This is a genomic window from Serratia sp. CY27727 (assembly GCF_052169275.1).
Classification (GTDB): domain Bacteria; phylum Pseudomonadota; class Gammaproteobacteria; order Enterobacterales; family Enterobacteriaceae; genus Serratia; species Serratia sarumanii.
On sequence record NZ_JBJNLB010000013.1, the window covers coordinates 1 to 23,516 of the forward strand.

Genomic DNA, 23,516 nt, shown 5'->3' on the forward strand with positions numbered 1-23,516 from the left:
GCCTTCTTCGGCTGAGGGTCAGTGCTGCCGGCGGCTTCAAACACCAGCGCGTTGCTCTTCTCATTCAGGGTGCGCAGCACCGGTTGCAGCTCACGCAACACCTGGTCGAGGCGCTGCATGTCGCCCACCATCTTGTTGTAAGCCGGTGAACCAGGCTGGAACCCTTTCATGCTGCGGTTCAGCTCCAGCAGCGTTTTCTGCATGTCCTGCGGCAGCGCCTGCATCTCTTTACTGGCGATGATGTCGTTCAGCGACTTCATGGTCTGCTGCGTCGACTTCATGGTTTTCTGACTTTCCGCCAGCGTCTTGGTCGCTTCGTTGATCATCGGATTGATCGGCATCGAATTAATCTTATCCAACGTCTGCATCAGTTTCTGCTGGATCTGCGCCAGACCGCCGCTGGTGGTCGGCATCAGCGGATAACCGAACAGCTCGCGCGGCCCTTTCCACGGTTTCTCCTGCGGATAGAAGTCGAGATCGATATACAGCGAACCGGTCAGCAGGTTGGCGGACTTCATCGAGGCGCGTAAGCCACGAGACTCCGCGTCTTTCAGGTGCCCTTCAATATCGACATTGTCCCCCAGCTGTTTATGAAGCCGATCCGGCTCAATGCGGATCAGCACCGGAATGCGGTAATCGTTATCCAGACGCTGCGCCATGCCCTCTTTATAGAACGGCACCTGCGCCACCGTACCCAGACGGATGCCGCGGAACTCGACCGGCGCGCCCGGCTGCAGGCCGCGTACCGAATCGGAGAAGAACAGCAGGTAGTCCTTATGCACGGTATACAGCGAATCCTGCGTGCTGCGCTGGTTGTCGAACAGCTGGTACTCCGCCTTCTCTTTCGCCTGTTCGCCACGATCCCAACCGTCCGGTACGTCGAAACTGACGCCGCCGCTGAACAGCGTTGTCAACGAGCCCATCTCCACCCGCATGCCCTGCGCCGACATGTCAAACGCCACGCCGCTGTCTTTCCAGAAGCGCACGTTGGTAGTGACCAACTGATCGTAAGGCGCGGTGATGAACAGCTGATAGCGCATGGCGCGCGCTTTCGGATCGAAGTAGCTGGTTTCCACCGACCCGACGCGGTAGCCGCGGAACAGCACCGGATCGCCTGCGTTGAGCTGGCCCGATTTTTCACTGTCCAGCACGATGCGCAGCCCTTTGGCGTCCGGGGAGGCCAGCGGCGGCGCATCGAGCAGCTGATAGTGGTCTTTGCCGTCTTTGCCCTTGCTGCCCGGCTGCAGTTCGATATAGACGCCGGAGAGCAGCGTGCCCAGCCCGGAGACGCCTTCGCGGCCGATCTGCGGTTTCACCACCCAGAAGGCGGAGTCCTGACGCAGCAATTTCTCCATGCTGGCGTTGAGGCGCGCCTGCACCACCACCTTGCTGAGGTCCTCGCTCAGCGTGACGGTTTCCACCACGCCGACGTCAACGCTGCGGCTTTTGATTTTGGTTTTACCCGCTTCCAGCCCTTCCGCCGTCGTGGTGACCAGCGTCACCACCGGCCCCTGATGGCTGAAGTGGTAAAACAGGATCCAGGCGCCGATCAGCGCGGTCACGATGGGAATGATCCACACCGGCGACCAGCGTTTGATCTTCTCGACGTCCGCGACGCTATGATTATTTTCCGTCACCTTGCGGCTCCTTGTTGATTGTTTCACTTGCGCGATCCCAGGTCAGCCGGGGATCAAATGTCATGGCGGCGAACATGGTGAGGATCACCACCAGCGCGAACAGCACGGCGCCCGTCGCGGGATAAATGCTCATCAACTGCCCCATTCGCACCAGCGCCGACAATACGGCGATCACGAACACGTCGATCATTGACCAACGGCCAACGAATTCGACCCCTTCATAAATCAGATGCATGCACTCGCTGTCGGCACGCGGTTTCTTCCTGCCGTTGGCGTCCCAGCACAGCCAACCGATCGCCAGCATTTTCAGCGACGGCACCATGATGCTGGCGATGAAAATCACCATCGCCACCGGGTAAGAGCCACTTCCCCACAGCAGGATCACCCCTGCCATGATGGTGGAATTCATCTTGTTGCCCAGTGCCTCGGTCACCATGATCGGCATCAGGTTGGCCGGGATATACAGCATGACGGAGGTCACCAGCAGCGCCAGCGTCCACTGCAGGCTGTGGCGGCGGCGCACATAGCCGGGGGTGTGACAGCGCGGGCAGCGCACCTGGTTGGCCGGCAGGATCGCCGTGCAGCAAGCGCAAGAGCGCACGCCCTGGCGCATGCCGGTACGCCCCGCCGTCAGCGGGCGGTCGAGGCGTGGCGCCGGTTCGATGTCCTGCCACAGCCAACGCCTGTCCACGCACTGGAAAGCGCGCACCTGCAGCAGGCAGAACAGGCAATAAGGCACGAAGCTGCTGCCGATGCCGATATCGCCGTAGGCCATCAGCTTGACGAAGCTGACCAGCACCCCGGCGAGAAAAATCTCCACCATGCACCAGGTCTTGAACTGGAACAGCACCCGGGCCATCCACTCTTTGAGGCCCAGCGGCAAGCGCAACCTGGCGCACAGCAGGATGATCGCCACCATGCAAAACGCCGGGATCAGCTGCACGAACACCATAAACAAGGTGGCCATGCTGGCGTAGTCTTCCGCCACCATGACTTCCGGGATTTGGATCAGCCGGATTTCGTTGCCGAGGCCGGCGACGCGCATGTTGATAAACGGGAAAATGTTGGCCAGCACCAGCATGAACAAGGCGCTGAGCGCGTAACCGATCGGCCGCTTGCGCGGCTCGTCCCAGCGGGTAGTGAGCGTGGTTTTGCAGCGCGGGCAGACCGCTTTGCTGCCATAGGCCAGCGGCGGCAGCGCCACCAGCATGTCACACTGCGGGCAGAGCGTCTTATTCTGTGACGACGCGTCGATGTGCGGTGGCGCTGGCCGATTGACGGATGGCAACATGGTTTTCTCTGGAGTAGGGGGGCAACGCACGGGTACCTTGACTTAAAAAAACGTTCCCAAGAATGATCATGATAGTTTCATTAAGCGTTTTTCGCGCAGAGGCGGGGCGTATTAAGCGTGCGAACTTGCTCTGCAATATCATCTATGATTTGAAAACGTCGGCGATACTCCGCGCGTTTTTTGCTGGGAATATGCTCCAAAGATTTTCTTTCAAACGTCAAGGGCAGTTGCCAGCGCCAGGTATTTTGTTTTATCCCGCCTATCAATGACCAGAAATCGTCGTAACTTGCATGTAAATGCCGGCCTTTGCTCAGTCGATAGCGCAATGAGCGAAAAACGTGTCCATTATCACTGACGCCATAAATGGCGCGCACCGCAGTGAGTTCAGCGAAGCGGCTGATAAACTCCATCAAAACACGTTTGGGGAAAATACCCGACAGAGCACGCGTAGCTTCTTTGATGGTCTCGTGCGGTACGTGCCGTCCAGGGCCTTGCAGACCACCAATGATGAAATGCCATTCAGCCCCTTCGGACACGGCCGAAAAGGTCACGCTGGCGAGTAACACATTATTGTCACCACGCAGCCATAGCGTTGACTCACCTTCTCGTTCTGCCTTGTGCGCACAAGAGGCAGAAATGGTAAAACGCGCCTCTTCTCTGCCGGTGAATTCCGCCAAAATCGTTTCTTCTTGTGATATCAGCGCATTGGACAGCATTTTGTTGTTGAGGGAAGACACATATCGGTAATGGCTGACAATAGCCGATGCGCGTTGTTTGGCATTAAGGTTGCGCATCAGGTATTGCCTGTGCGTTTTACAAGGGAATGTGTTTTGATGATATAATATCGATTTTAAATCACTCTGTTGAGTTAAAATGGATAGTGCCTTTTTAGTCGGTGAATAGTATAAAATAAGTCGAAGTAAGAACTTTGCACGGAAGCTCTTCTTCCTCCAGACAGGGCCTGGGACGATCTGTCCCGAGAGTAATTCGTAGATAATGTTTTTTTTCAAGATTCATATCCTGCAAGCACTATTCTTTGACTTTTGCATGTTTATTGATTGGCGGTTTTTATGCCATTCTAATAGATGATTGTTAATTTATTGTCTGCTATTTATCAAGGTTTGATGGAGAAGGTGTTTTTAACGCTAACGGCATGTAATTGTTGTGCATTTTATAATGTGTTGATGTTTTTTTCTTCATGTGGCGTCATAAGTATGGCTATTGATGTTTGCTCTTTGAAATACAGTGCTCTGAACATTGTTGACATAATTAACCCCGGGGGTAATTTCCTCACTCAGAATATTATTAAAATCAGAATATAATAATGCGTTTTAGAGTGAAGTAGAGGCTGTTGGGATATGTTTTTTCAGGGGGGTAACGATTTTATCGTTAAGCTGCCTAATGAATTAACGAGGTTCGATTGCGGAAATCGGTGCCGTTGACTGATTATTATAGTGAAGGGTGCTAGTAATATCCCGGGTTGTTAATAATGGAATTGAACTTTAATTATTAAGTGAAAATAAAGAGATTGGCAAGATGATTTTATAAGTAAGTGTGGCGATATGGAATTTATCTTGGATAGGTCACTGTTTTATATGAGGGGCAGTTCTGAAACTGGGGTGAAATGATATGTATTGTGATTGTTAAATTAAACCTTTTTTATTCTAATGTGTGTAGAGTGCGCTGTTTCTATGCAAATGTTTTCGTACGCTAGAGATGTTTGTAAAACAAGAGGGGCATCTATTTTTATTCAGTGTCTTCTTGGTTTTTTACGCAGAATATGAGTTGGCGTAATTTTTTAAAATTCAATTGCTTATTTTCATGCTGTCTAGGGGGCGAATTATAAAGGGCGAGCATTGATGCCTTAACTGACGAAAATGTGCTCATCATAGAGCTGAAATATCGGGCCGCCTACGTGGATCCATATCCCGTCGGTGATACTGGCGGTTAATAAAAACCTGATGTAATTCAGTGACCGGTAGTATATCGCATTGCAACCTGTACCACGCCTACCTGTCGTTTACGGCTGCAAGGGGGTATCAGCAAGTGATGAACCTGACGGCGTTCGGCTAGGCGGTGCCGTAGACGCTGAAAGAGTACGAACACACGTTGCTGAAACGCCGCACCAAGCACGGAATACAAACCAACCTGATATTGAGTGAGGAATGTGAGGCGGACTGGCTGCCGAAGTGTGGTGCAGTGTGACAATGAGCAAGTCGATCGGCCGGGCCGATCAATAGGCCGTTATTGATCTGCCGAACCCATTGGACGCTCAATCGCCGCGCCGCCTATAGTGGCAGTGACCCGAATACATGCAGCAACACCAGGGCATCCTATCGGCTGCTGAACGGCCAATATCATAACGACAAGTCCTCCCCAAACCGGCTCAGGCCGGTTTTTTTGTGCCTGTGATTCAGGCTGTTCACCCTGTAGGTGAACAGAGGTGTACACCGAGAAGGTAGCTATACACCCATCAATGCATTGAAATAAAAGGATAAAATCAAAAGGTGTATAGAGTGAACAGTTTTCCTATAAATCTTTTTTTAATATTATGAGCGCTGGGCTAGTGCTAATTGCTTATAATTTATTCTATGTATTGTGCACCATTTTATTGTGTATAGGTATATGTATAGACTTCTGTTTTGTGATTATAAAAATCGTTTTAAAACAGTTGATTACTTTCTTTGTTTCGCTCCTATTATCGGCACCATCCTCTCTTCCTACCACATCCTTAATTATCCCTAAACGCTTTGAATTACAATGAATCGATTGGTTTGTTGTCCGGTAAAAACCGGCGCGCGCGTACTTCTGTTCGGTCTTGAATTTTCGGCTAGCTTTCACTGCCATGGCTGAGAGTTCGTTTGAACAAACTGATTACGCTAGTACGTATTGCTATTTTGACGGGACGTAAGAAACGCCATCGCTACCGCACCAAGAAGTAATAAGCCACTCAAGCCAAAAGTACTTCGCCATCCCAGGCTGTCAAACATCATGCCACCTGCCGTTGAACCAAGGGCAATCGAGAGCTGAATCACCGCGACCATCAGGCCGCCTCCGGCTTCCGCATCCTCGGGCAGCGTGCGTGTAATCCATGTCCACCATCCCGTTGGCGCGGCGGTTGCCAGCATGCCCCAGAGGCCTAACAGCAACGAGACAGCCCAAACGTGATGCCCGGCAAGAATCAGGGCGATGGCAATGACAGCCATCAGCCCAGGAATGGCCATCAGCGTTAGATAGAATTTCCTATTGAGGAATGCCGGGACAACCAGCGTGCCAATAAAACCGGCCACACCGATAACCAGTAAAATTAACGACAAGCCAGAGAAATCAACCCGCGTCACCAACTCCAGAAACGGACGCACATAGGTAAATAACGCAAACTGCCCCATAAAGAACAGGCCACAAGCCAGCATGCCAATGGAGACAACAGGGCGACTGAGCAGGCGCAATACGGATCCGCGTGACGCAGGGTTATTATTGCCGTTCATACCCGGCAGACTCACGCACTGCCAGATAAAGGCCGCGGCCGCGACGGGGACCAGGCACAAGAAAGCGCCTCGCCATCCGATGGTCGCTCCAAGATAGCTACCCAGCGGCGCTGCCACTACCGTCGCCAGCGCATTGCCGGCGTTGAAAATAGCCAGCGCACGCGTAACCTGATGCTGTGGCACCAGACGAATTGCCGTTGCCGCAGACATCGACCAGAATCCACCGATCGCAATACCTATCATCGCGCGGCCTGCCATATACATCAGATAGTTGGAAGCCAGTGCGATAACGAGCCCCGACACGGCCATCAGAATCGTCATCCCCAGCAGTAAGTACTTGCGATTCACATTTCCAGCCAACGTCGAAAGCGTCAGGCTGGTCAGAACGGCCAGCGCGCCGGAGATGGCAATTCCCTGTCCCGCCAGCCCCTCCGTCACGTCTAAATCACGGGCAATCGGCGTAAGCAGGCTGACGGGCATAAATTCCGATGCAATCAGCACAAAGACGCACAGGGTCATGGCAAAAATGCCGCTCCAGTAAGCGGGCTGATTATTCGGTGATGGTGTTTGGCTAAGTGCAGACATAGTCAGATTTCACGGAAGTCAGAATAAAAGCCACCCGCGTAGACAGGCGGCTTTTAATGTTGTCAGTAGAGGGGCTATTTCAGATTGGCTTTGAAAAATTGTTCGAACTTAGCGAAAGGTATTTTACCGGCCGCATTGTCGTACAGGTCCACATGATTTGCACCGGGGACAATCACCAGCTCTTTTTCTTTACTGCCGACCGCCTTATAAGCATCTTCGGCAAAATAGCGTGAATGGGCTTTTTCACCGGTCACGATAAGCGTCGGGATAGTAATTTCGCTGGCGTAGCTCAGCAGCGGCATATTCATAAACGACAGCGGCATCGTTGCCGTCCACGCCCCGGTCGAGTTAACGGAGCGTTCGTGGAAACCGCGCGGCATGCGGTAGTAATCAAAGAACTCCTTCAGCACCGGATGCGGATCGGCCGGCAGGGTTTCTGGCAGAATGCGCTCACCCGCGCTGACCTTGCCATTGCTGTCGACGTTAATATCATGGCCACCTCGTGCGAACGTTCCGCTTTCCGCATCCTTCCAGCGTTGTTCATTCAGATACTGCAGAACGGCACGACGGTCGGCGGTCGAATAACGGTCTTTGCCATCACCTACGCCATGGCCCATCGCCCGGCTCATGTCGTACATCACGCTGGTGGCCACCGCTTTGACGCGGGTATCCATCGCGGCGTCGTTTAACGCCATGCCGCCCCAGCCGCAAATGCCGAGCAGCCCAATACGGTTGCGATCCACCTCTTTTTGCAGCCCCAAGAAATCTACCGCCGCGCTGAAATCTTCCGTGTTGATATCCGGCGAGGCGACGTTACGCGGATAGCCGCCGCTTTCCCCCGTATAAGAAGGGTCGAACGCCAGGGTAACAAATCCCTGTTCCGCCAGCGTTTGCGCATACAGGCCGCTGGATTGCTCCTTCACCGCGCCAAAAGGCCCGCTGACGGCAATCGCCGCCAGCTTGCGATCGCCACGATCTTTGGGGAGATAAAGGTCGCCCACTAAGGTGATCCCATATCGATTCTGAAACGAGACCTTACGATGATCGACTTTCTGGCTCTCGGCAAACGTCTTGTCCCATTTATCGATCATCGAAACAGGAGCATTCGGATTGACTGAATCAGCATAACTCATTGTCGTGACTCCACTTAATGATGCGAATAACAGCATGGCAGGCATTGCGGTTTTTAGCGTTCGGGTGAAAGCTTTCATAAAAATCCCCATGAAAAACAAGATAGAGAGACAGGTTTCCTACGGACAACGCTGCTGTGCTTTGTTTTGATGGGCTCATTATAGTGAGCAGAATTAATGCTGATTAGAGGGAGATAATTGCTAAGATTAATACCATATTGTTATAAATTAATGCTGAGACTGGCGTCATTCTTGGGGGAGTAAATCAATGGCAAAAAGGGAGAACTACAACGAGCTTTACCTGTTTATGCAGGTGGTACGGGAAGGCAGTTTTACCGCTGCGGCTCACAGGCTTGGCCTGGCTCAATCGGGGATAAGCCGTTCTGTTCGCGAGCTTGAAGAAAGGTTAGGTGTCCAGCTACTGGTGCGCACCACGCGTAAGCTATCGCTGACGCAAGCGGGTGAGCAGCTCTATCAGAAAACGGAGTCCGGATTTGATACCTTAGATCTTGGGCTTGCGACACTGGCGCATTATCGTGAGACCCCTTCCGGCACGGTCCGCATCAATGCCAGCCAGCACGCGATTGATAAATGCCTGCTGCCAAAGCTTGCGGTATTTAAACAGCGCTATCCTGATATCAGGCTCGAACTCATGAACGAGAGCCGGTTCGTCGATATTATCGAGGAAAGATTCGATGCAGGCGTCCGTCTTGGGCCTGAAGTAGGCCAGGGCATGGTCGCGGTGCGTATTACGCCCGATATGGAGATGGCGATTGTGGGGACTCCTGAACATTTTCGTCGTTACGGTTTTCCACAAAATCCTGCGGATTTAAAGACACATCCCTGTATCGCCTATCAGCTTGCCGACGGCAGCCTATACCAGTGGGAACTCCATCAGGATGATAAAAAAATCACTCATCGGCCGGAAGGGCAATGGGCCTTATCTGACAGCTATATGGAGGCAGAAGCCGCGCGGCTGGGCCTGGGGCTGGCCTATGTTCCTGTCGAGTTGGTTGCCGATGATTTAGAGCGTGGGGTGCTAATCAGGGTATTACAGCGTTACAGCCTGCGAATGGAAGGGTTATTTCTTTATTATCCCCATCGCAATGTATCCCCCGCCCTAAGAATGGTCATTGAGACATTGAAAATTTGAGAGTTGCGATGGCCGCTCCTGCACTGTGCAGGATGGACGGCAAAGCCGCTTGTATAAAGCAGACTTAGTTGACATCAAAATGAATGATGGAAATGAGGTAAACCGATTGGCGAAATACAACGCCGTATGAAGGACGATGCGTCGGGCGATAGGGGCGATCAATATGTAATGGCTGAGCGGCCTGGCCCATTAGATGCTCACTTGTCACACCGCCTTTGACGCCATTGGTTCAAATAGGCGAACCCTGGTGTACGGTAGGGTGATGGCTGTTAATCGGATAATTAATTGAATTAAATACTAAATTCCGATTACCAACAGAGAGTGCAATTTTCCTGTCACTCTTTTTTGTAGAGGATTAAATATGGCGTTGTTAATAACTTATGCCTCAGGGATAGTACGGAGGGATAGCGCATAGTCAAATCAATGCGATCTCCCATTTGTCTACCGTTTCGCCGGTTAAACAACCGTTTAATTAATTACTGTTATAATTACCCCCGTTGAGCCTTGCAGGAGTGAATGTTTTTCTCCGTAAGCATTGCGATGCGGCGCTCTCTGGAGCGGCATCCGTTTTTTGGACATGCCGGTGGTTCGGTGAGAAGTAAGGAGAAGTGTACTATGAGCAGAAAAGACAAGCTCGCGGCGGCCCTGCTGGCCATCTTCCTGGGTGGGCTGGGCATTCACAAGTTTTACTTAGGGATGAAGTGGTGGGGGCTGTTCTACCTGCTGTTCTGCTGGACGGGGATCCCGGCGATTGTCGGCTTTATCGAAGGCATTATTTATCTGTTCCAATCGGAAGAGAAATTCAACCAGAAATACAATCCTGGTCTGATTTAATGCTTTGCTGACGGCGCTTCCTGTTAAGGGAAGCGCCGTTTTTCGTTCCGTTACTGTTTCTTCATCATCTTGCCGCGCATTTCTTCACTCATCATTTTATTCGAGCTGGAAATTACGCAGTTATATTGCTTGCCTTGGTTAATGACCATAAAGGTGCTGACCGGATTTTTAAAATCCTTGTCGATAGTGAAATAAATATAGGCCTGCGGCAGCGCGGCCGGTTTAAAGGCGCCGAAGGCATACACATCCGCCAGGCCCAGCGCGGAGAGATCGACCGTCAGTTCCATCGGCTGTTTGTCGTTTGGCGATGGGAACATCGATTTGGCCGACATCATCATGGTGCTGCTGTTGATGGTGTAATCGGTTTTGACCTTCATGCCCATATATTTCGATTCCAGCATGGAAAGTTCTTTTTTGCAGGCGGCGTCGTGCTGCGGCGCCGGGCTGCCGTTTTCCATCACGGCGTGCACGTGTTCCAGCGTCACTTCCGCGTTGCCGGTGGTAGGCTGCGCATCGGCCGCGTAAGCCGCGCCGCTGAAGGCGGCCACAGAGGTAAGGATAATGCCTGTAACGATTTTCATTGTCGCTCTCCGGAATGCTAATAATGATATTAATTGCGGTGTGTAGCCTATTGGCCTGATAAAACGCAAAGTTATTCGTTCCGTGGAGATCAAATATCCTCGGAATTTTTATAGTAAATAGTGTTTCACCCACGCGGTGCGTGAGGTTGGTTTAATTATCTTGAGGGCCTTGCTCTTTTGTCTTTCAGTATGTTTACCTGCATATAAAGAGTATGTCTAAACATAGTCAATGTTTAGAATATGCACAAATTATTGCGCTTTTTTCCCGCTTTAATTCTTCGGTTTTTAATACGGATTTAAATATTGTATTGAGATACAGAGAGTTATCTTTTCTACGTTAAAATCACTCAGTGAAACGTTATTTATGTGATCTTCATGGTCACAGAAATAACGCTGCAATTATTGCCTTTCTATTTAACGGCTAATTATTCATGACATAGGCTTCAACCCCGCTAACCGCCTGCGCTAGAATCAGGCGGTTTGCTCTTGAAAAAGGATATCGCCATGGCCGCCTGGGCCTTTTTGATCGTCGGTTGGCTGTTGATTTGGCGGGATTACCCGATTTTCGGCGCGTTGTGCATCGCGCTGTTCGCCGTGCTGCAATGGGCGAAATACGCCGCAAAAGGCGAGCAAGACCCCGAAGAGGCCGCAGAGTGGCGCAAGACCGACTGGCGTTCGCAGCCGATTGAAATGGCGCACGCCGGCGACAGCGACCGGCAGATTGGCGGCGTGGGGGAGCTGGGCATGGGCGGCCCCAGTTTTTGGACGCTGCTGCTGCGCGACGGAGCGATTGTGCATGGCGCCTGTGCGGCGCCGCAGGACGTGGACGGCGGCAGGTTGCGCCTGATCCCGACCCGCAGCCGCGAGGGTGAGGGGCTGACGGTGTACGAACCTGCCGCCCGGGCGATGTACGCGCTGCCTGCGCTGACCGATCGCGAGCTGGAAGCAGTGGCCGGCGGTTCCGCCGAGGCGCTGGCGCGGCTGCGGGCGAGCTGTCGGCAGGCGGCGGCCACGCCGCTGCGTCAGGTGCGCGGTCTGTGGGTGCCGCAGTGGGCAGAGGATCCGGCGGATCGTCTGGAGATCGCCTTGCCCAGTGGCCGCGCGCTGGCGGCGCGCTCGACGTTACCGGCGGATTTGCGCCATGCGGACGATCCTGCCGCGCTGCTGCACGCGCCGCCTTATGAGCTGTTGCTGGATAACCGGCCGACCGATCGCTTGGTGTGCGATCTCGAACGCGTGGCGGAATCGCCGACGGGCGACGGCTTGAGCGTCGGTGGCTGCCAGTTCCGCGGCGAGCATATCGTCGACGGTCTGTACCATCTGTACTTCGCCGGCGAGTGGTTCAGCCTGCTTTCCTACGCGCACAAACCGGCGGGCGGGCGCGGTTCGGACACCACCTTTTTTGTCGAGCGGGTCGAGCCGCAAGACGGCGGCGTCTTCGTGATTGAATGGGATGCCTACAGCGTGGGGCCCGACGGGCCTGCGCCGCGCGTAGCGGCGCCACCGGTATTGGTTATCGCGGTAAGCTGGCAGGACGCGCCGCTGCAGCTGCCCACGGCCAATAACCGCGTGACCGTGCGCTTGCCCAACGCCACGGCGTAAGGCTTAAGGCAGCACCCTGACTTCGCCGTTGTGCAAGGTCAGCACGGCGATCGGGCTGCCGGGAAAGCACTCCCTAAAGATCCAGTCGCTGGGCCGAAACGCCGCCGCAGGCAGCCCGGCCTGCCACTCTTCCCACTGCGGGGCCGGCTTATCCGGCGGTAAAGAGAAAGAGACCAGCCAACCCGCTTCGCAGCGCACCCTTTGGCCGCTAGGGCGGGTAAAGGTATGCGCACCTGCCAGCTCCATTACCGGCGGTAAAACCTCGAAGGCAATGATCGGCACGCCGGCCACGCTCTGCGGCCGAGGAAAACGCACGGCGGTCACGCCGTCCATCGTGATGGGGCTGTCTTCGGTGCCGGGCAGGCGCGGTTCCTGCCGGTTTACCCAGCTGCCTTTCGTCAGCGTGATTTCACCGAACGGTTTGGCTTCGTCGAGCGTCAGGTAGCTGCGCCGATTCCAGCGTTCTTCCGCCCGCTGGCTCTTGAGATCCTGGATGGCGATGTCGATCAGCATCAGCACGAACGCCACCGGGTAGATCGCCAGCGCCGAGGCCAGCAGATAGCCGCCCCAGGAAAGCGGCGGGCGTGGGCGGCCGCAGCGGGCGGCGGCGTAGCGCCAGCCCCACCAGGCGAGCAGGATGCCGGCGAGCAGCAGCGCCAACAATAGCGCCACCAGCCCTGCAACGCCGGCGCCATAACCTAACAGCATGGCAAGTTCCTCATGTTCACGGCGTGGTGGAACGGTAGCGAACGAAGTAGGGCAGCGCCGGGGGCTCCCCGTCATCGCCATAGTGGCTTTCCGGTTCGATCACGGTTTGGCGTGCGTCGTCGCGCCCGTTGTAGCGATACTCCAACGGCTGGCGGTAGCGCACGTTGGATGAGCGCAGATCGAAAATCAGCGAAAGGCGCGCATCGCCGTTATCCGTTTGGGTGACCAGCTTGTCGTTGCCTGCCCACAGCTGATACAGCGATTTATCGCCGGTCTCCAACAGCACCGTCAGCTGCCCGTCGGATTGATAACGCAGGAGCTGATACAGCCCTCTTTCCAGCGTCTGTGCGATCAGGTAGATGCCGCCATCCGGGGCCTGCGCGCTTTCCGTCACGCGCACCGTGAGCCAATGCGGTTCGGCCACCTCGCCGGTTTTGCCGTTAACGGCGATGTGCAAGGCGCCGGAGCCGAGCACCGGATTCATCCAGAACAGCACGCGATCGCCGTCAACGGCGGTAAAGATCTCGGGTATGGATTTGCGCTTGCCGGAGGCGTAAGCCGTCGGTGAGTCCTCCTCGCCGCGCTCAAAACCCAGCAGCTGACGCGCTTCCAACAGCGCCGGCAGATCCAGCGTTTGCCGCCAATGGGCGCCAAAGTCCGGGCTGTAGAATACGCCTTCGGTGCTGATGAGATACAGCGCGCGTTTACCCGGCAGCGCCACCAGTTTGCCGCCGATAAAGGAAGGCCGGTTGTCGTCGCCCTCAGGCCAGGGGATCAGCGCCCCGATGGTGCCCTGTTTCACATCGACCAGCCGGCGCCCCTTGGACAGAAAAAGCACGCACTCCTGCCCGCCGCAAACCGCATCGTGGATAGACTCGTCGAGTTCCCCCAGCATCTGCAATCCCTGCGGGCCGCTGAACAACACCTGGCTGAGATAGTTGGCCGCCCAACCGTAAAAGCTATTGTAGGCCCCGCGCTCACTCCTTTTGCTGATGAGCAGCAGGGCGCCGCCCTGCGCCGGGTAGCTGTGGATGAGATCGTAATGGGCTATCGTCGGCAATGTTTCGTCGCTCTGGGTCCATTGCCACTGCGCATAGCGTTGTTCAGGGGCGAGGAAATAGACGCCCAACGCGCTGGCCAAAAACAGCGTCAGGATAATAAGGGGTCTTTTATAAAGCGCTAACGTCATCATTTCAGCTCCGTCACCTGTTCCTGCCGCCATAGCCTGCGGCGCAGATTGCGCAGGTATTTAAACGTTTTAAACGTGCGGTGCTGGTCAAAAGAGTAAAGGCGGCAGATCTGGGCGAAGCCCTCGATCAACAGCGCGAGGCCGCTGACCATCAGCATCATTAAGAGAAGAATCGGTGGCAATTCGCTGCCGAGACGCTGCAGGGTCCAGGCATCCAGGTAAAAGCCCGCCGGGGTATCGGCGTTATCCCACACGATCAGGCCGAGCACAAAGCACGTCACGATCGCGCCGAGAATGAAGACAACGCGCGCGCACAGGTTAAGGCCGGATTCGGTGAAGTAGCGGCGGCCGCCGATGAGGTAGGTCTGGCGATCGCGGTGGTTGATGATCCCACGCACCGTAGGCAGCTCGGGGACGGTGTCATTCTCGCAATACAACACCTGCAGCGGATCGCCTTTGGCGATGAAAAGCGGATGCTGCCGACGAAATACCGGATGCAGTTTGGTATTGGGGACGTTGAGCGCGCGGGTCGTCAACGCGAAGTGAGTCTCCTTCTGGCGCCACGCATAAGTGTCCAAATATTGCACCTGCCGCGGAATCTCATAGTGGAGGAGTTCGTAGCTCAGGGCGTTGACCGTCTCGATGCCGGAGGCCTCGACGCCGTCAGGGAGGGGAAACTCGGTTTGTTGCGTTGTGGGCACTGGCGTTGCGTCTGCACGGACGGCCCGGTATTTGATGCCGGGGATTTTCAGGCTGAGCGATCCGGGCGGCGTGACGTCTTGCCCCTGCAGCACGCGATCCAGCGCCTTGAGCAGGCGCCTGCGGCCGCGGTGCCCGATCAGCAGCAGCTCCGAACCGACGAACAGCACCATGCCGATGCCGACAAGGCCGGCGATTACGGCGATAAAGAACAGAACGATGGTCAGCCAGGAATCTTCCCCGTCCATGATGAAAAAGGCTGCCGGAAAACCGCCGGCCAGCGCCGCGCCCAGCACCAGCAGGGCGAAGTATTTCAGCTTGTATTTCAGCGTTCTGTCGGGCTCTAGCCGGCCTTTTGTCTCGTGCAGCAGCCAGTGCAGCCAGTAGCTGCCGTCCTGCAGGCGATGGGCGCCAATCTTCACCCGATCGCCGGTGGCGAGCGTGGCCAGCAGATTTTCGCTGTCGCTGAAGTCGTCACGGTAAAAAAAGAACGTCTGGCCGGAAGCGATGATCCTCACCAGGTTGTCGGGCGCCGTCTGTTGGCAAGCGCATTGCTCGACGGTCACATGAAAAAATTGGGTTTGCATGTCATTCCCTGTCAGCGGGCGTGGCCCGAAAATTCATCCCTGGCGCCGGGTAGTCAGCGCTTTTTCATCAACGGCAGCATGCGCACCAGGGCATTGTCCTTGACGATGTAGTGGTGGAACAGCGCGGCGGCGGCATGCAGGCCGATCAGCCAGTAACCGAATGATGCCAGCGTTTTGTGCCAGCCGATAATCGTCCGCGCCTGCGGCCGATCCGCCACGTCGGCGAACGGCATCGGCAGGCCGAACAGATACCACTCCTTGCCGCCCAGATAGCGCGAGTACACCCCCAGTACCGGCAGCGTCAGCAGCAGCAGGTAAATCAGGGTGTGCGTCAGGTGCGCCAGGCCGGTTTGCCACTTCGGCGGTTTGGGCGCGATGGCGGGCGAGGGGTGGCGCCAGCGCAGGAACAGGCGGGCGATCATCAGCGCAAACACCGTTACGCCGCAGCTGAAGTGGGTGACAACCAGCACGTACCAGGGGGCGCTGCCCGGTTCGGCAAAGCCGCGCAGCTCGATAGTGACGCAGGTGATGACCAGCAGGATCGCCACCAGCCAGTGCAGGCGAATTTGCCACGGCATGTAGGTGTTCTGCACCGGGTTGCCTTTTGATGTTAAAGGGTCTGTGCGCCGATGGTAACGAAATGTTACAGGTGAGGAAAGCGCCCGTGTGCAGTTTAAGCAAAATGCCAGGGGTTAAACCGCTTATTAAGCTATGAATTTAGTGGGCTAAGTGTTTGGCGGCAGGGGAGGCAGCTGGCATCGTAAGTTGTGAAGCTAATGGACGATAGATTCAGAGGCTGGCAGCTTAATAAGTAGCGAAGCAAATAGCGCCGCAGCCTTCGCTGCGGCGTCTGAGATCAGTTCAATTTGGCCTTGGCGAAATCGCTGCCGTTCACGTCCACCACATAGCCGCTCAGGTTGCTGCGGGTGGCGTAGAACACTTTGCCGGTGGCCAGCGGCAGCCACGGCGCCTGTTTGGCGAAGATCACCTGTGCCTGTTGATACAGCTTGGCGCGCGCCTGTGGCTGGTTCTCCAGAATCGCCTGCTGGATCAGCCGGTCATAATCCTTATCGCACCAGCGCGCCACGTTGGCGCCGCTCTGCACCCCGGCGCAGCCGAGCAGGGTGGCGAAGTTGTCCGGATCGCCGTTGTCCGACACCCAGCCGTACAGCGCGCTCTGCTGTTCGCCTTTGCGCAGCCCTGCCAGATACTGACCCCACTCCCAGGTGACGATCTTGGCCTTCACGCCCACCTTCGCCCAGTCGCTCTGGATCATCTCGGCGATGCGCTTCGAGTTCGGGTTGTAGGGGCGCTGCACTGGCATCGACCAGATATCGGTCTCAAAGCCCTGCTCCAGCCCGGCCTGCTTCAGCAGCTCGCGCGCCTTCTGCGGATCGTAGGCGTATTCCGGCAGTTGATCGTTGTAGCCCAGCATGCCCGGCGGCAGCAGCGAGTTGGCCGGCGTGCCGCTGTCTTTGAACACCGCGGCGATGATCGCTTTCTTGTCCACCGCATAGCTCAGCGCCTGGCGCACCAGCAGGTTGTCGAACGGCTTTTTCTGGGTGTTGAACGCCAGATAGCCGACGTTCAGCCCGGTGATGTCGTGCAGCTGCAGGTTGCCGTCGGCCTTGATGGCGGCGAACTGTTCCGGCAGCGGCGCGGGGATAATCTGGCATTCATTGGTTTTCAGTTTGGCCAGCCGGGTTTGCGGATCAGGCGTAATCGAGAAGATCAGGTGCTTGCTGGCCACTTCGCCCTGCCAGTAGTGCGGGTTGGCGATGTAGCGGATCAGCGAATCCTGTTTGTACTGCTGCAGCGCGAACGGCCCGGTGCCGATCGGCCAGTTGTCGACGTATTCCGGCGTGCCCTTTTTCAGCATTGCGTCGGCGTACTCGGCGGACAGGATCGAGGCGAAATCCATCGCCCAGTCGGCGACGAAGGCGGCGTTGGGCTGGCTCAGCGTGAAGCGCACGTGATGCTCGTCCACCGCCTCCACCTTGGCGATCAGCTTGTCCAGGCCCATGTCGGTGAAGTATTCATAGTTGCCGCCGGAGACCTTGTGATACGGGTTAGTCGGATCCTTCTGCCTCATCACGGTGAACACCACGTCTTCGGCGTTGAAGTCGCGCGTTGGGGTGAAGTATTTGTTGCTGTTGAATTTCACGCCCTGGCGCAGGGTAAAGGTGTAGATCTTGCCGTCCGGGCTGACGCTCCACTCGGTGGCCAGCGAAGGAGCGGGGGTTTTATCGCTTTCGCGCAGCGTCACCAGCCGGTTGTACAGCACCTGCGAGGTGGCGATAAAGGTCGGCCCGGAGCTGGCGAGCTGCGGGTTGAACGATTCCGGCGAGGCGACGGTGCAGTACACCAGCGCATCGGAAGCGGCCAGCGCGCCGCCCGCCGACAGCAGGCCGGCGCTTGCCAGCGCCAATCCGGCGATAGGGTGTTTTAAAAACGTCAAGGCAAGATCCTCAGGTGGGGGGCCGTTAGCGGCGAATTGATTTAACTATAGATAACGGATGGCGCGACGGGGAACAAGCGTCTCAGCTGCGCATTCTGTGCGCCCCGCGTTGCCAGGCAAACCGCTTTAATCGGCCGCGCGCTTGCGGTCTGCATCATAGCGCTCGCGGGCGGCGTCCAACTCGGGGAAATGGTATTCCGCCCATCGGTCGAGCGCCGTCAGCGTCTCGACCAGCGAGCAGGCGACGGCGCTGAGCCGGTATTCCACATGCGCCTGATTCCTTTCACTTAAATCCAAGCGTTCGAGCAGCCCGTTGCGTTCCAACTGGCGCAGCGTTTGCGTCAGCACCTTCTGCGAAATGCCGTCGATGCGGCGCAGCAGTTCGCCGTTGCGCATCGGCCGCTGCGCCAGCGCGGGCAGGATCAGCATCACCCACTTGCCGGAAATCAGCGCCAGCGCATCGCGCGCGGAGCATTTACTCGAATAGACGTCGCCGGGATAGGCCATGGGGGGTTACCTTCAGGTGCGTAATTGCCAAGGGTGCGATAAAGCCACAGCATAGCAGTACCACCTTACAGCGGGAGACACAGGATGAACGTGCTGATTGTGCTGGCTCACCCCGAGCCGCATTCTTTCAACGCCCATTTGGCCGAACAGGCGCGGCAGGCCTGGCTGGCGCAGGGGCACCAAGTGAAGACGGTTGATCTGTATCAGGAGGGGTTTGATCCGCGCGAAGGCGCCGGCCATTACCCCAGCAGAAAGCAGGCGGACAGGTTCGATGCGATGCAGGAGCAGCGCCATCACTGGACGACTCAGGCGCTGCCGGCGGAGATCCGGCGGCATATCGAGCTGCTGCGCTGGGCGGATACGCTGGTGCTGCAGTTCCCTTTCTGGTGGTTCGGCGCACCGGCCATCCTCAAAGGCTGGATGGATCGGGTGTTCGTTTACGGCGGGGTGTACGACAGCCGCCACCGCCATGAGAACGGCGTGATGCGCGGCAAACGGGCGCTGCTGACCGTTACCGCCGGCGCTTCCGCTCAGGCCTGCGCGCCGGACGGGCGCGACGGCGATATGCGGCTGATGCTGTGGCCGATCATGCATGCGCTGCACTATATCGGCTTTAGCGTGCTGGAGCCGTTCCTGGTTTATGGCGTGCGCGGCGGGTTGACGGGCGAGGCGCTGCAGGCGCAGAACGCCGCTTTGGCGCAGGTGACGCAGGCGTATCGGGCTGGCTTAGGCGATCTTGCTGCCTGGCCGGCGGTGCGGTTCAACCGCAATGAAGATTTTGACGCCGATCTGGCGCTGAAGCCCGGTGCGCCGGTCTATAGCCCGTTCGTGCGCCACCGCGATCCGGTTTAGAAACCGGCCTTCAGCAGTTCCTCGCGCAGGTCGTCGATAATCGCCGGTTCGATGTCGGGGAACTGCTGCTGAATATCGGCGATGGCTTCGGCCACGCTCGGGCCGGCGAAGGTGCCGGAGAAGGGCAGCAGCGGCAGATTGGCGTCGCTGTCCGGCAGCTCGCCGCGGATAGTGCCGGTGATCATGCCCGCTTTTTTTTCCGCCGTGAGGTCGTACTCCCCCACGTTTTTGTCGATCGGTTTCATTGGCCGCCTCGCTGTCGGTGAGTGTTTACCCTGTTCGGTTAAAGCATAGTGTTTCAGGCAATGAATACCAATCAATGTATATAATATTAATATAAAACAATGTGATGCGTATTTTTTTGTTTGACGTTTACCGGGGGCCGGCGCTATGCTCTTGGCGCTAAAGGAACCTTCCTCACTGACAGGGACAGACGACATGAAAAGGCTGAAAAGCGCGGCGCTGTTGTTGCCGCTGTTGGCGCTCAGCGCCTGCACCCACCACCTCAGCAGCGCGGAGCGGCATGCCAAGCACTACGTTTATCAAACGCGCGACGACTTCGACCCGCAATTCCGCACCGATGTGAACGGCAGCATTAAAAACGCCGTGCCGATGTTCGAACAGTTCTACCAGCAGGGGAAAAAGGATCGCGCGGCGGGCGTGGCGCGCAGCGAGGCGCAGCAAAAGGCCGATTATCTGGCCAGCCCGGAATTCCAGCAGAACATGGAACACAAAACCATTTTCATCAATCGCGCCTACAGCGGCTCCGACAATCCTAAACGCCGTCAGGTGCTGTCGCAGGAAGCGGTGGGCGCCTACTGGGACGGTTACGAAGGCCGCTGACTGAATCCCACATAAACAGAAGGTAATAAAAACTGGCCTTCTGCCGGTTATTTGATTATAAAAACCGCCGCTAAGGACGATGTTCATAATCGAAACCAGGAGTGTTTATGTTGGCAAACGTTAAGCGTTCGTTCGCTGCCGCCGTCGTATTGATGTTGGCGCTGCCCGCGGTTCAGGCCGCGGATTACCGTGCGGGCGAGCAATACACCCGGCTGGATAAGCCGGTAGCCGCCGCGCCTGCGGTGGTGGAGTTCTTCTCCTTCTACTGCGGCCCTTGCTATCAGTTCGCCGAAACCTACCGGGTAGGCAGCACCGTGGCGCAGGCGCTGCCCGCCGGTGAGAAAGTCACCAAGTATCACGTCAGCCTGATGGGCAAATTGGGCAATGAGCTGACCGAAGCCTGGGCGGTGGCGACGGTGCTGGGCGTGGAAGACAAGATTGAAGGGGCGATGTTCGACGCGGTGCAGAAACAGCGCGCCGTCAATAGCGCCGAAGATATTCAGCGGGTGTTCACGGCGGCCGGCATCGATGCCGCCACCTATGAAAACGCGCGCCACAGCCTGCTGGTCAAAGGGTTGATCGCCAAGCAGAACGAAGCGGTGAAGGCGTTCGAGGTGCGCGGCACCCCGTCGTTCTACGTAGCCGGCAAATACAAGATAGACAATGCCGGCATGGCCAGCACCAGCGTTGAAGGCTACGCCAAAGAGTACGCGGCGGTGGTGCGGCATCTGTTGGATACGCAGCCTTAAGGCGATTCCTCCTCCGGCGCCCGATGATCTGTGATCGCGGCGCCAAATCCCCGGCTCGCCATTGATTGTGTGTTAACGGATTGTTATGGTGGTTTTCTGTTCAACGGCGCAGCACCGCTGCTGTTTGAAGGGAGAGATCATGACGGCATTGGCAACGCTCCGGGACGTCGGCTTCGAAGAGTGGCTGGGGAAAATCAACACCGCCTGCGGCAGATTCTGCGCAAAAACGCTGGGGCCGGGCTTCAGCGGGGCGATGCAGGAGTTTCGCGCCCATGCGCTGCGCCTGAGCGTGGTCGACGTGTCTCAGGCCCGGCTGTACCGCACGCCGCGCGAGATCGCCCGCAGCGACGGCGCGCACTTTTTTACCGTCTTCCAGCTGCGCGGCAGCGCGTTGATGGAGCAGGGCGAGAGCCAGACGGTGCTCTCTCCCGGCGACATCACGCTGATCGACGCCTCACGGCCCAGCAGCTTCACCTTCCAGCGCGATTCACGCCAAATCTCCCTGTTGTTGCCGCGCGGCTGCCTGCCGGTGCCGCCGCCTTGCGCCCAGCGTCTCGGGGCAGAGCTCAGCGCGGTGCGCCTCAGCCGCCGGCTGGTGCTGAGCAGCATGCAGGATCCTCAGCTCGCCGCGGCGGAAAGCGAGGCGGTGCTGAATGCGCTGGCGGCGCTGCTGCGCCCGGCCCTGGCGCTCGAACAGGCGCGCCCGGAGGGGCAACAGCCGGTTTTCGACAAGGCGCTGGCGTTGATCGACAGGCATATTCAGTCGGCGCAGCTGCGCCCGGAATGGGTGGCGGCCGAGTTGGGGGTGTCGCTGCGCAGCCTGTATCGGGTGTTCGCCCGTCAGGGGCTGGTGGTGGCGCAGTACATCAGGAACCGTCGGCTGGATCTGTGCGCGCAGGCGCTGCGCAGCGCCGCCGGGCAGGAGAAGCTGGCCGGAGTCGGCCTCGACTGGGGTTTTGCCGATCACAGCCATTTCTCGACCGCTTTCAAGCAGCGTTTCGGCATGTCGCCGAGCGAGTACCGTCGGCAGTATCAGTAAGCCAGGGCGCGGGCCAGGCCCGCGCCGCTTCACTCAATAGCGGATGCAGACCGATTTCGACTCGGTGTAAGCGTCCAGCCAATCCGGGCCGAAATCACGGCCGCTGCCCGACTGTTTGAACCCGCCGAACGGCATGTTAGGGTCGATCAGCGTATGGGTGTTGACCCACACGGTGCCGGCCTGAATGCGCGGCGTCAGCGCCATCGCCTGCTGCAGGCTGGTGGTCCACAGGCTGGCAGTCAGCCCGAAGTCGGTGTCGTTGGCCTTGCTCAGCGCTTCTTCGGCGCTCGCCACCCGAATCAGGTTGACCACCGGACCGAACACTTCTTCACGCGTCAGGTTCAGCCGATCGTCCGGGTTGATCACCAGCGTTGGCGGAATGTAGAAGCCGTTGGCATCCGGCCCGGCCGCGCCGCCGATAAGCTCGGCGTTTTTCGCCCTGGCGTCGTCCAGGTAGGCCGCCACCTTGTCGCGGTGCGCGAGCGACACCAGCGGGTTGATTTGCGCGCCGGTATCCATCCCCGGCCCGACCGACAGCGATTTCACCGCCTGTTCGAATCCCGCCACCAACCGATCATAAATCGGCGCTTCGATATAAATTCGCGAGCTGGCGGCGCACACCTGCCCCTGATTGAGGAAGCTGCCGAGCATCAGGCCTTCGATCACCTGCTGCGGATCGGCGTCTTTCAGCACGATGGCCGGGTTTTTACCGCCCAGTTCCAGTGTCACGCGGGTCAGGCGATCCGCCGCGGCGCGCGCGATGCTTTTGCCCACCGGCGTGGAGCCGGTAAAGCTGACTTTGGCGATCAGCGGATGTTCGGTCAGCGCCTTGCCGCACACGGTGCCGCGGCCGGTGACCACGTTGAACACGCCCGGCGGCACGCCGGCTTCGCTCGCCAGTTCGGCCATGCGCAGCAGGGTGAGCGGGGTGGTTTCCGACGGCTTGATGACGATGGAGCAGCCCGCCGCCAGCGCCGGCATCACTTTCCACATGCCGATCATCAGCGGGAAGTTCCAGGGCACGATGCCGGCGACCACGCCGATCGGCTCTTTACGGGTATAAACCTGATATTTGGCGCCCGGCGGCATCGGAATGGAGACGTCCAGCGTCTGGCCGGTGATTTTGGTCGCCAGCCCGGCGGTGTAGCGCATCCAGTTCAGGGTGCTGCCGACTTCGAAGGCGCGGGCGATGTTGATGGACTTGCCCTGTTCCAGGGTTTCCAGCTGCGCCAGCTCCTCGGCGTGCTGCTCCACCAGATCGGCGTAGCGCAGCAGGATGCGCTCGCGCTCTACCGGCAGACGCTGCGCCCAGACGCCTTCGCTGAAGGCTTTGTGGGCGGACTGCACCGCCAGCGCGACGTCGTGTTCATTGGCGTCGGCGGTGGTGGCGATCTGCTGCCCATTGGCGGGGTTATACACCGCCAGGCGGCCTTCCGCGGCGGACGCGCGCCACTGGCCGTCGATATACAGCCCATGCTGACGATCGAGAAAACGCGACACGCTATCCAGCACGGCTACGGTATTGTCAGACATACATCCTCCGATCAGGCTCATCAGGTTATCGTTAACCCTGCAAGTCTAGAT

General features: G+C 57.3%; 21 protein-coding genes and 1 pseudogene. 8 read left to right on the plus strand and 14 right to left on the minus strand.

Annotated features, from left to right (window positions below; all coding sequences use genetic code 11):
- The 3 genes from pqiB to ACJ8HB_RS22025 form a co-directional block, all read right to left on the minus strand.
- Positions 1-1,637, minus strand: a 1,637-nt coding sequence (pqiB, locus tag ACJ8HB_RS22015) for an intermembrane transport protein PqiB (RefSeq protein ID WP_442521924.1), incomplete at its 3' end; no start/stop codon positions are given.
- Positions 1,624-2,928, minus strand: coding sequence for a membrane integrity-associated transporter subunit PqiA (gene pqiA / locus ACJ8HB_RS22020; protein ID WP_223307174.1), 1,305 nt, complete (start codon positions 2,926-2,928; stop codon positions 1,624-1,626). The genes pqiB and pqiA, both read right to left, overlap by 14 nt.
- Positions 2,929-3,008: 80 nt before the next feature.
- On the minus strand, positions 3,009-3,938 hold the full coding sequence (locus tag ACJ8HB_RS22025) for a VirK/YbjX family protein (RefSeq protein ID WP_047569144.1): 930 nt from the start codon (positions 3,936-3,938) through the stop codon (positions 3,009-3,011).
- Positions 3,939-4,926: 988 nt separating this feature from the next.
- Here ACJ8HB_RS22025 and ACJ8HB_RS22030 point away from each other — a divergent pair.
- Positions 4,927-5,133 (plus strand): annotated as a pseudogene (locus ACJ8HB_RS22030) (winged helix-turn-helix domain-containing protein); the annotation flags it as partial.
- Positions 5,134-5,807: 674 nt separating this feature from the next.
- Here ACJ8HB_RS22030 and ACJ8HB_RS22035 read toward each other — a convergent pair.
- Together ACJ8HB_RS22035 and ACJ8HB_RS22040 are read right to left on the minus strand one after the other, a co-directional pair.
- Complete coding sequence (locus ACJ8HB_RS22035) at positions 5,808-6,935, minus strand: MFS transporter (protein WP_047569141.1); 1,128 nt, start codon at positions 6,933-6,935, stop codon at positions 5,808-5,810.
- 140 nt (positions 6,936-7,075) lie between these two features.
- On the minus strand, positions 7,076-8,212 hold the full coding sequence (locus ACJ8HB_RS22040) for an alpha/beta hydrolase (protein WP_033647518.1): 1,137 nt from the start codon (positions 8,210-8,212) through the stop codon (positions 7,076-7,078).
- 187 nt (positions 8,213-8,399) lie between these two features.
- On the opposite strand from ACJ8HB_RS22040, the gene ACJ8HB_RS22045 reads away from it, so the two are divergent.
- The gene (locus tag ACJ8HB_RS22045; protein WP_033647407.1) at positions 8,400-9,284 is read left to right on the plus strand and encodes a LysR family transcriptional regulator; all 885 of its coding nucleotides are present in this window, start codon (positions 8,400-8,402) and stop codon (positions 9,282-9,284) included.
- Positions 9,285-9,899: 615 nt separating this feature from the next.
- Positions 9,900-10,118: a TM2 domain-containing protein gene (locus ACJ8HB_RS22050; protein ID WP_015376761.1), complete on the plus strand. Its 219-nt coding sequence runs from the start codon at positions 9,900-9,902 to the stop codon at positions 10,116-10,118.
- Between the two features lie 50 nt (positions 10,119-10,168).
- Here ACJ8HB_RS22050 and ACJ8HB_RS22055 read toward each other — a convergent pair whose 3' ends face one another.
- The gene (locus ACJ8HB_RS22055) at positions 10,169-10,699 is read right to left on the minus strand and encodes a hypothetical protein (protein ID WP_047569139.1); all 531 of its coding nucleotides are present in this window, start codon (positions 10,697-10,699) and stop codon (positions 10,169-10,171) included.
- Between the two features lie 486 nt (positions 10,700-11,185).
- On the opposite strand from ACJ8HB_RS22055, the gene ACJ8HB_RS22060 reads away from it, so the two are divergent.
- A complete protein-coding gene (locus tag ACJ8HB_RS22060; RefSeq protein WP_223307173.1) occupies positions 11,186-12,301 on the plus strand; it encodes a hypothetical protein in 1,116 nt (371 codons plus the stop codon).
- A 3-nt stretch (positions 12,302-12,304) separates the two neighbouring features.
- On the opposite strand, the gene ACJ8HB_RS22065 is transcribed toward ACJ8HB_RS22060, so the two are convergent.
- The 6 genes from ACJ8HB_RS22065 to ACJ8HB_RS22090 all read right to left on the minus strand — a co-directional run bounded on the left by ACJ8HB_RS22065 (position 12,305) and on the right by ACJ8HB_RS22090 (position 18,449).
- Positions 12,305-13,009 carry a hypothetical protein gene (locus ACJ8HB_RS22065; protein ID WP_047569137.1) on the minus strand — a complete coding sequence of 235 codons (705 nt, stop codon included), beginning with the start codon at positions 13,007-13,009 and terminating at the stop codon, positions 12,305-12,307.
- A gap of 16 nt (positions 13,010-13,025) precedes the next feature.
- The gene (locus ACJ8HB_RS22070; RefSeq protein WP_047569135.1) at positions 13,026-14,201 is read right to left on the minus strand and encodes a hypothetical protein; all 1,176 of its coding nucleotides are present in this window, start codon (positions 14,199-14,201) and stop codon (positions 13,026-13,028) included.
- Positions 14,198-15,484, minus strand: a complete 1,287-nt coding sequence (locus tag ACJ8HB_RS22075) for a hypothetical protein (protein WP_047569133.1) — start codon at positions 15,482-15,484, stop codon at positions 14,198-14,200. The genes ACJ8HB_RS22070 and ACJ8HB_RS22075 overlap by 4 nt, the downstream gene beginning before the upstream one ends.
- Positions 15,485-15,537: 53 nt before the next feature.
- Positions 15,538-16,062 (minus strand): cytochrome b561, encoded by a 525-nt coding sequence (gene cybB / locus ACJ8HB_RS22080; RefSeq protein ID WP_080298874.1) that lies wholly within the window; start codon positions 16,060-16,062, stop codon positions 15,538-15,540.
- Positions 16,063-16,340: 278 nt separating this feature from the next.
- A complete protein-coding gene (locus ACJ8HB_RS22085) occupies positions 16,341-17,942 on the minus strand; it encodes an ABC transporter substrate-binding protein (protein ID WP_047569129.1) in 1,602 nt (533 codons plus the stop codon).
- Positions 17,943-18,068: 126 nt separating this feature from the next.
- Entirely contained in the window at positions 18,069-18,449 is a 381-nt protein-coding gene (locus ACJ8HB_RS22090; protein ID WP_047569126.1) for a winged helix-turn-helix transcriptional regulator, read from the minus strand.
- Positions 18,450-18,533: 84 nt separating this feature from the next.
- On the opposite strand from ACJ8HB_RS22090, the gene ACJ8HB_RS22095 reads away from it, so the two are divergent.
- The gene (locus ACJ8HB_RS22095) at positions 18,534-19,301 is read left to right on the plus strand and encodes an NAD(P)H-dependent oxidoreductase (RefSeq protein WP_047569123.1); all 768 of its coding nucleotides are present in this window, start codon (positions 18,534-18,536) and stop codon (positions 19,299-19,301) included.
- Here ACJ8HB_RS22095 and ACJ8HB_RS22100 read toward each other — a convergent pair.
- Complete coding sequence (locus ACJ8HB_RS22100) at positions 19,298-19,546, minus strand: hypothetical protein (RefSeq protein ID WP_019454278.1); 249 nt, start codon at positions 19,544-19,546, stop codon at positions 19,298-19,300. The genes ACJ8HB_RS22095 and ACJ8HB_RS22100 overlap by 4 nt on opposite strands.
- Positions 19,547-19,739: 193 nt before the next feature.
- Between ACJ8HB_RS22100 and ACJ8HB_RS22105 the strand changes: the two genes are divergently transcribed.
- From ACJ8HB_RS22105 to feaR, 3 genes are all read left to right on the plus strand, one after another.
- Positions 19,740-20,144, plus strand: a complete 405-nt coding sequence (locus ACJ8HB_RS22105; RefSeq protein ID WP_041033536.1) for an Exc2 family lipoprotein — start codon at positions 19,740-19,742, stop codon at positions 20,142-20,144.
- Between the two features lie 107 nt (positions 20,145-20,251).
- Entirely contained in the window at positions 20,252-20,893 is a 642-nt protein-coding gene (locus ACJ8HB_RS22110; RefSeq protein WP_041033539.1) for a DsbA family protein, read from the plus strand.
- Between the two features lie 139 nt (positions 20,894-21,032).
- A complete protein-coding gene (feaR, locus tag ACJ8HB_RS22115; RefSeq protein ID WP_094860170.1) occupies positions 21,033-21,932 on the plus strand; it encodes a transcriptional regulator FeaR in 900 nt (299 codons plus the stop codon).
- A 33-nt stretch (positions 21,933-21,965) separates the two neighbouring features.
- Here feaR and ACJ8HB_RS22120 read toward each other — a convergent pair whose 3' ends face one another.
- Positions 21,966-23,465, minus strand: a complete 1,500-nt coding sequence (locus tag ACJ8HB_RS22120) for an aldehyde dehydrogenase family protein (protein WP_094860169.1) — start codon at positions 23,463-23,465, stop codon at positions 21,966-21,968.
- Positions 23,466-23,516: the final 51 nt, after the last annotated feature.

What these genes read in the sequence shown, in the direction of transcription:
- ACJ8HB_RS22075 (WP_047569133.1), bottom strand. Translation starts at nt 15,484, where the DNA reads ATGCAAACCCAATTTTTTCATGTGACCGTCGAGCAATGCGCTTGCCAA.
- feaR (WP_094860170.1), top strand. Translation starts at nt 21,033, where the DNA reads ATGACGGCATTGGCAACGCTCCGGGACGTCGGCTTCGAAGAGTGGCTG.
- ACJ8HB_RS22045 (WP_033647407.1), top strand. Translation starts at nt 8,400, where the DNA reads ATGGCAAAAAGGGAGAACTACAACGAGCTTTACCTGTTTATGCAGGTG.
- ACJ8HB_RS22105 (WP_041033536.1), top strand. Translation starts at nt 19,740, where the DNA reads ATGAAAAGGCTGAAAAGCGCGGCGCTGTTGTTGCCGCTGTTGGCGCTC.
- pqiA (WP_223307174.1), bottom strand. Translation starts at nt 2,928, where the DNA reads ATGTTGCCATCCGTCAATCGGCCAGCGCCACCGCACATCGACGCGTCG.
- ACJ8HB_RS22035 (WP_047569141.1), bottom strand. Translation starts at nt 6,935, where the DNA reads ATGACCCTGTGCGTCTTTGTGCTGATTGCATCGGAATTTATGCCCGTC.
- ACJ8HB_RS22110 (WP_041033539.1), top strand. Translation starts at nt 20,252, where the DNA reads ATGTTGGCAAACGTTAAGCGTTCGTTCGCTGCCGCCGTCGTATTGATG.
- ACJ8HB_RS22040 (WP_033647518.1), bottom strand. Translation starts at nt 8,212, where the DNA reads ATGAAAGCTTTCACCCGAACGCTAAAAACCGCAATGCCTGCCATGCTG.
- ACJ8HB_RS22070 (WP_047569135.1), bottom strand. Translation starts at nt 14,201, where the DNA reads ATGATGACGTTAGCGCTTTATAAAAGACCCCTTATTATCCTGACGCTG.
- ACJ8HB_RS22095 (WP_047569123.1), top strand. Translation starts at nt 18,534, where the DNA reads ATGAACGTGCTGATTGTGCTGGCTCACCCCGAGCCGCATTCTTTCAAC.
- cybB (WP_080298874.1), bottom strand. Translation starts at nt 16,062, where the DNA reads ATGCCGTGGCAAATTCGCCTGCACTGGCTGGTGGCGATCCTGCTGGTC.
- ACJ8HB_RS22055 (WP_047569139.1), bottom strand. Translation starts at nt 10,699, where the DNA reads ATGAAAATCGTTACAGGCATTATCCTTACCTCTGTGGCCGCCTTCAGC.
- ACJ8HB_RS22120 (WP_094860169.1), bottom strand. Translation starts at nt 23,465, where the DNA reads ATGTCTGACAATACCGTAGCCGTGCTGGATAGCGTGTCGCGTTTTCTC.
- ACJ8HB_RS22065 (WP_047569137.1), bottom strand. Translation starts at nt 13,009, where the DNA reads ATGCTGTTAGGTTATGGCGCCGGCGTTGCAGGGCTGGTGGCGCTATTG.
- ACJ8HB_RS22100 (WP_019454278.1), bottom strand. Translation starts at nt 19,546, where the DNA reads ATGAAACCGATCGACAAAAACGTGGGGGAGTACGACCTCACGGCGGAA.
- ACJ8HB_RS22090 (WP_047569126.1), bottom strand. Translation starts at nt 18,449, where the DNA reads ATGGCCTATCCCGGCGACGTCTATTCGAGTAAATGCTCCGCGCGCGAT.
- ACJ8HB_RS22050 (WP_015376761.1), top strand. Translation starts at nt 9,900, where the DNA reads ATGAGCAGAAAAGACAAGCTCGCGGCGGCCCTGCTGGCCATCTTCCTG.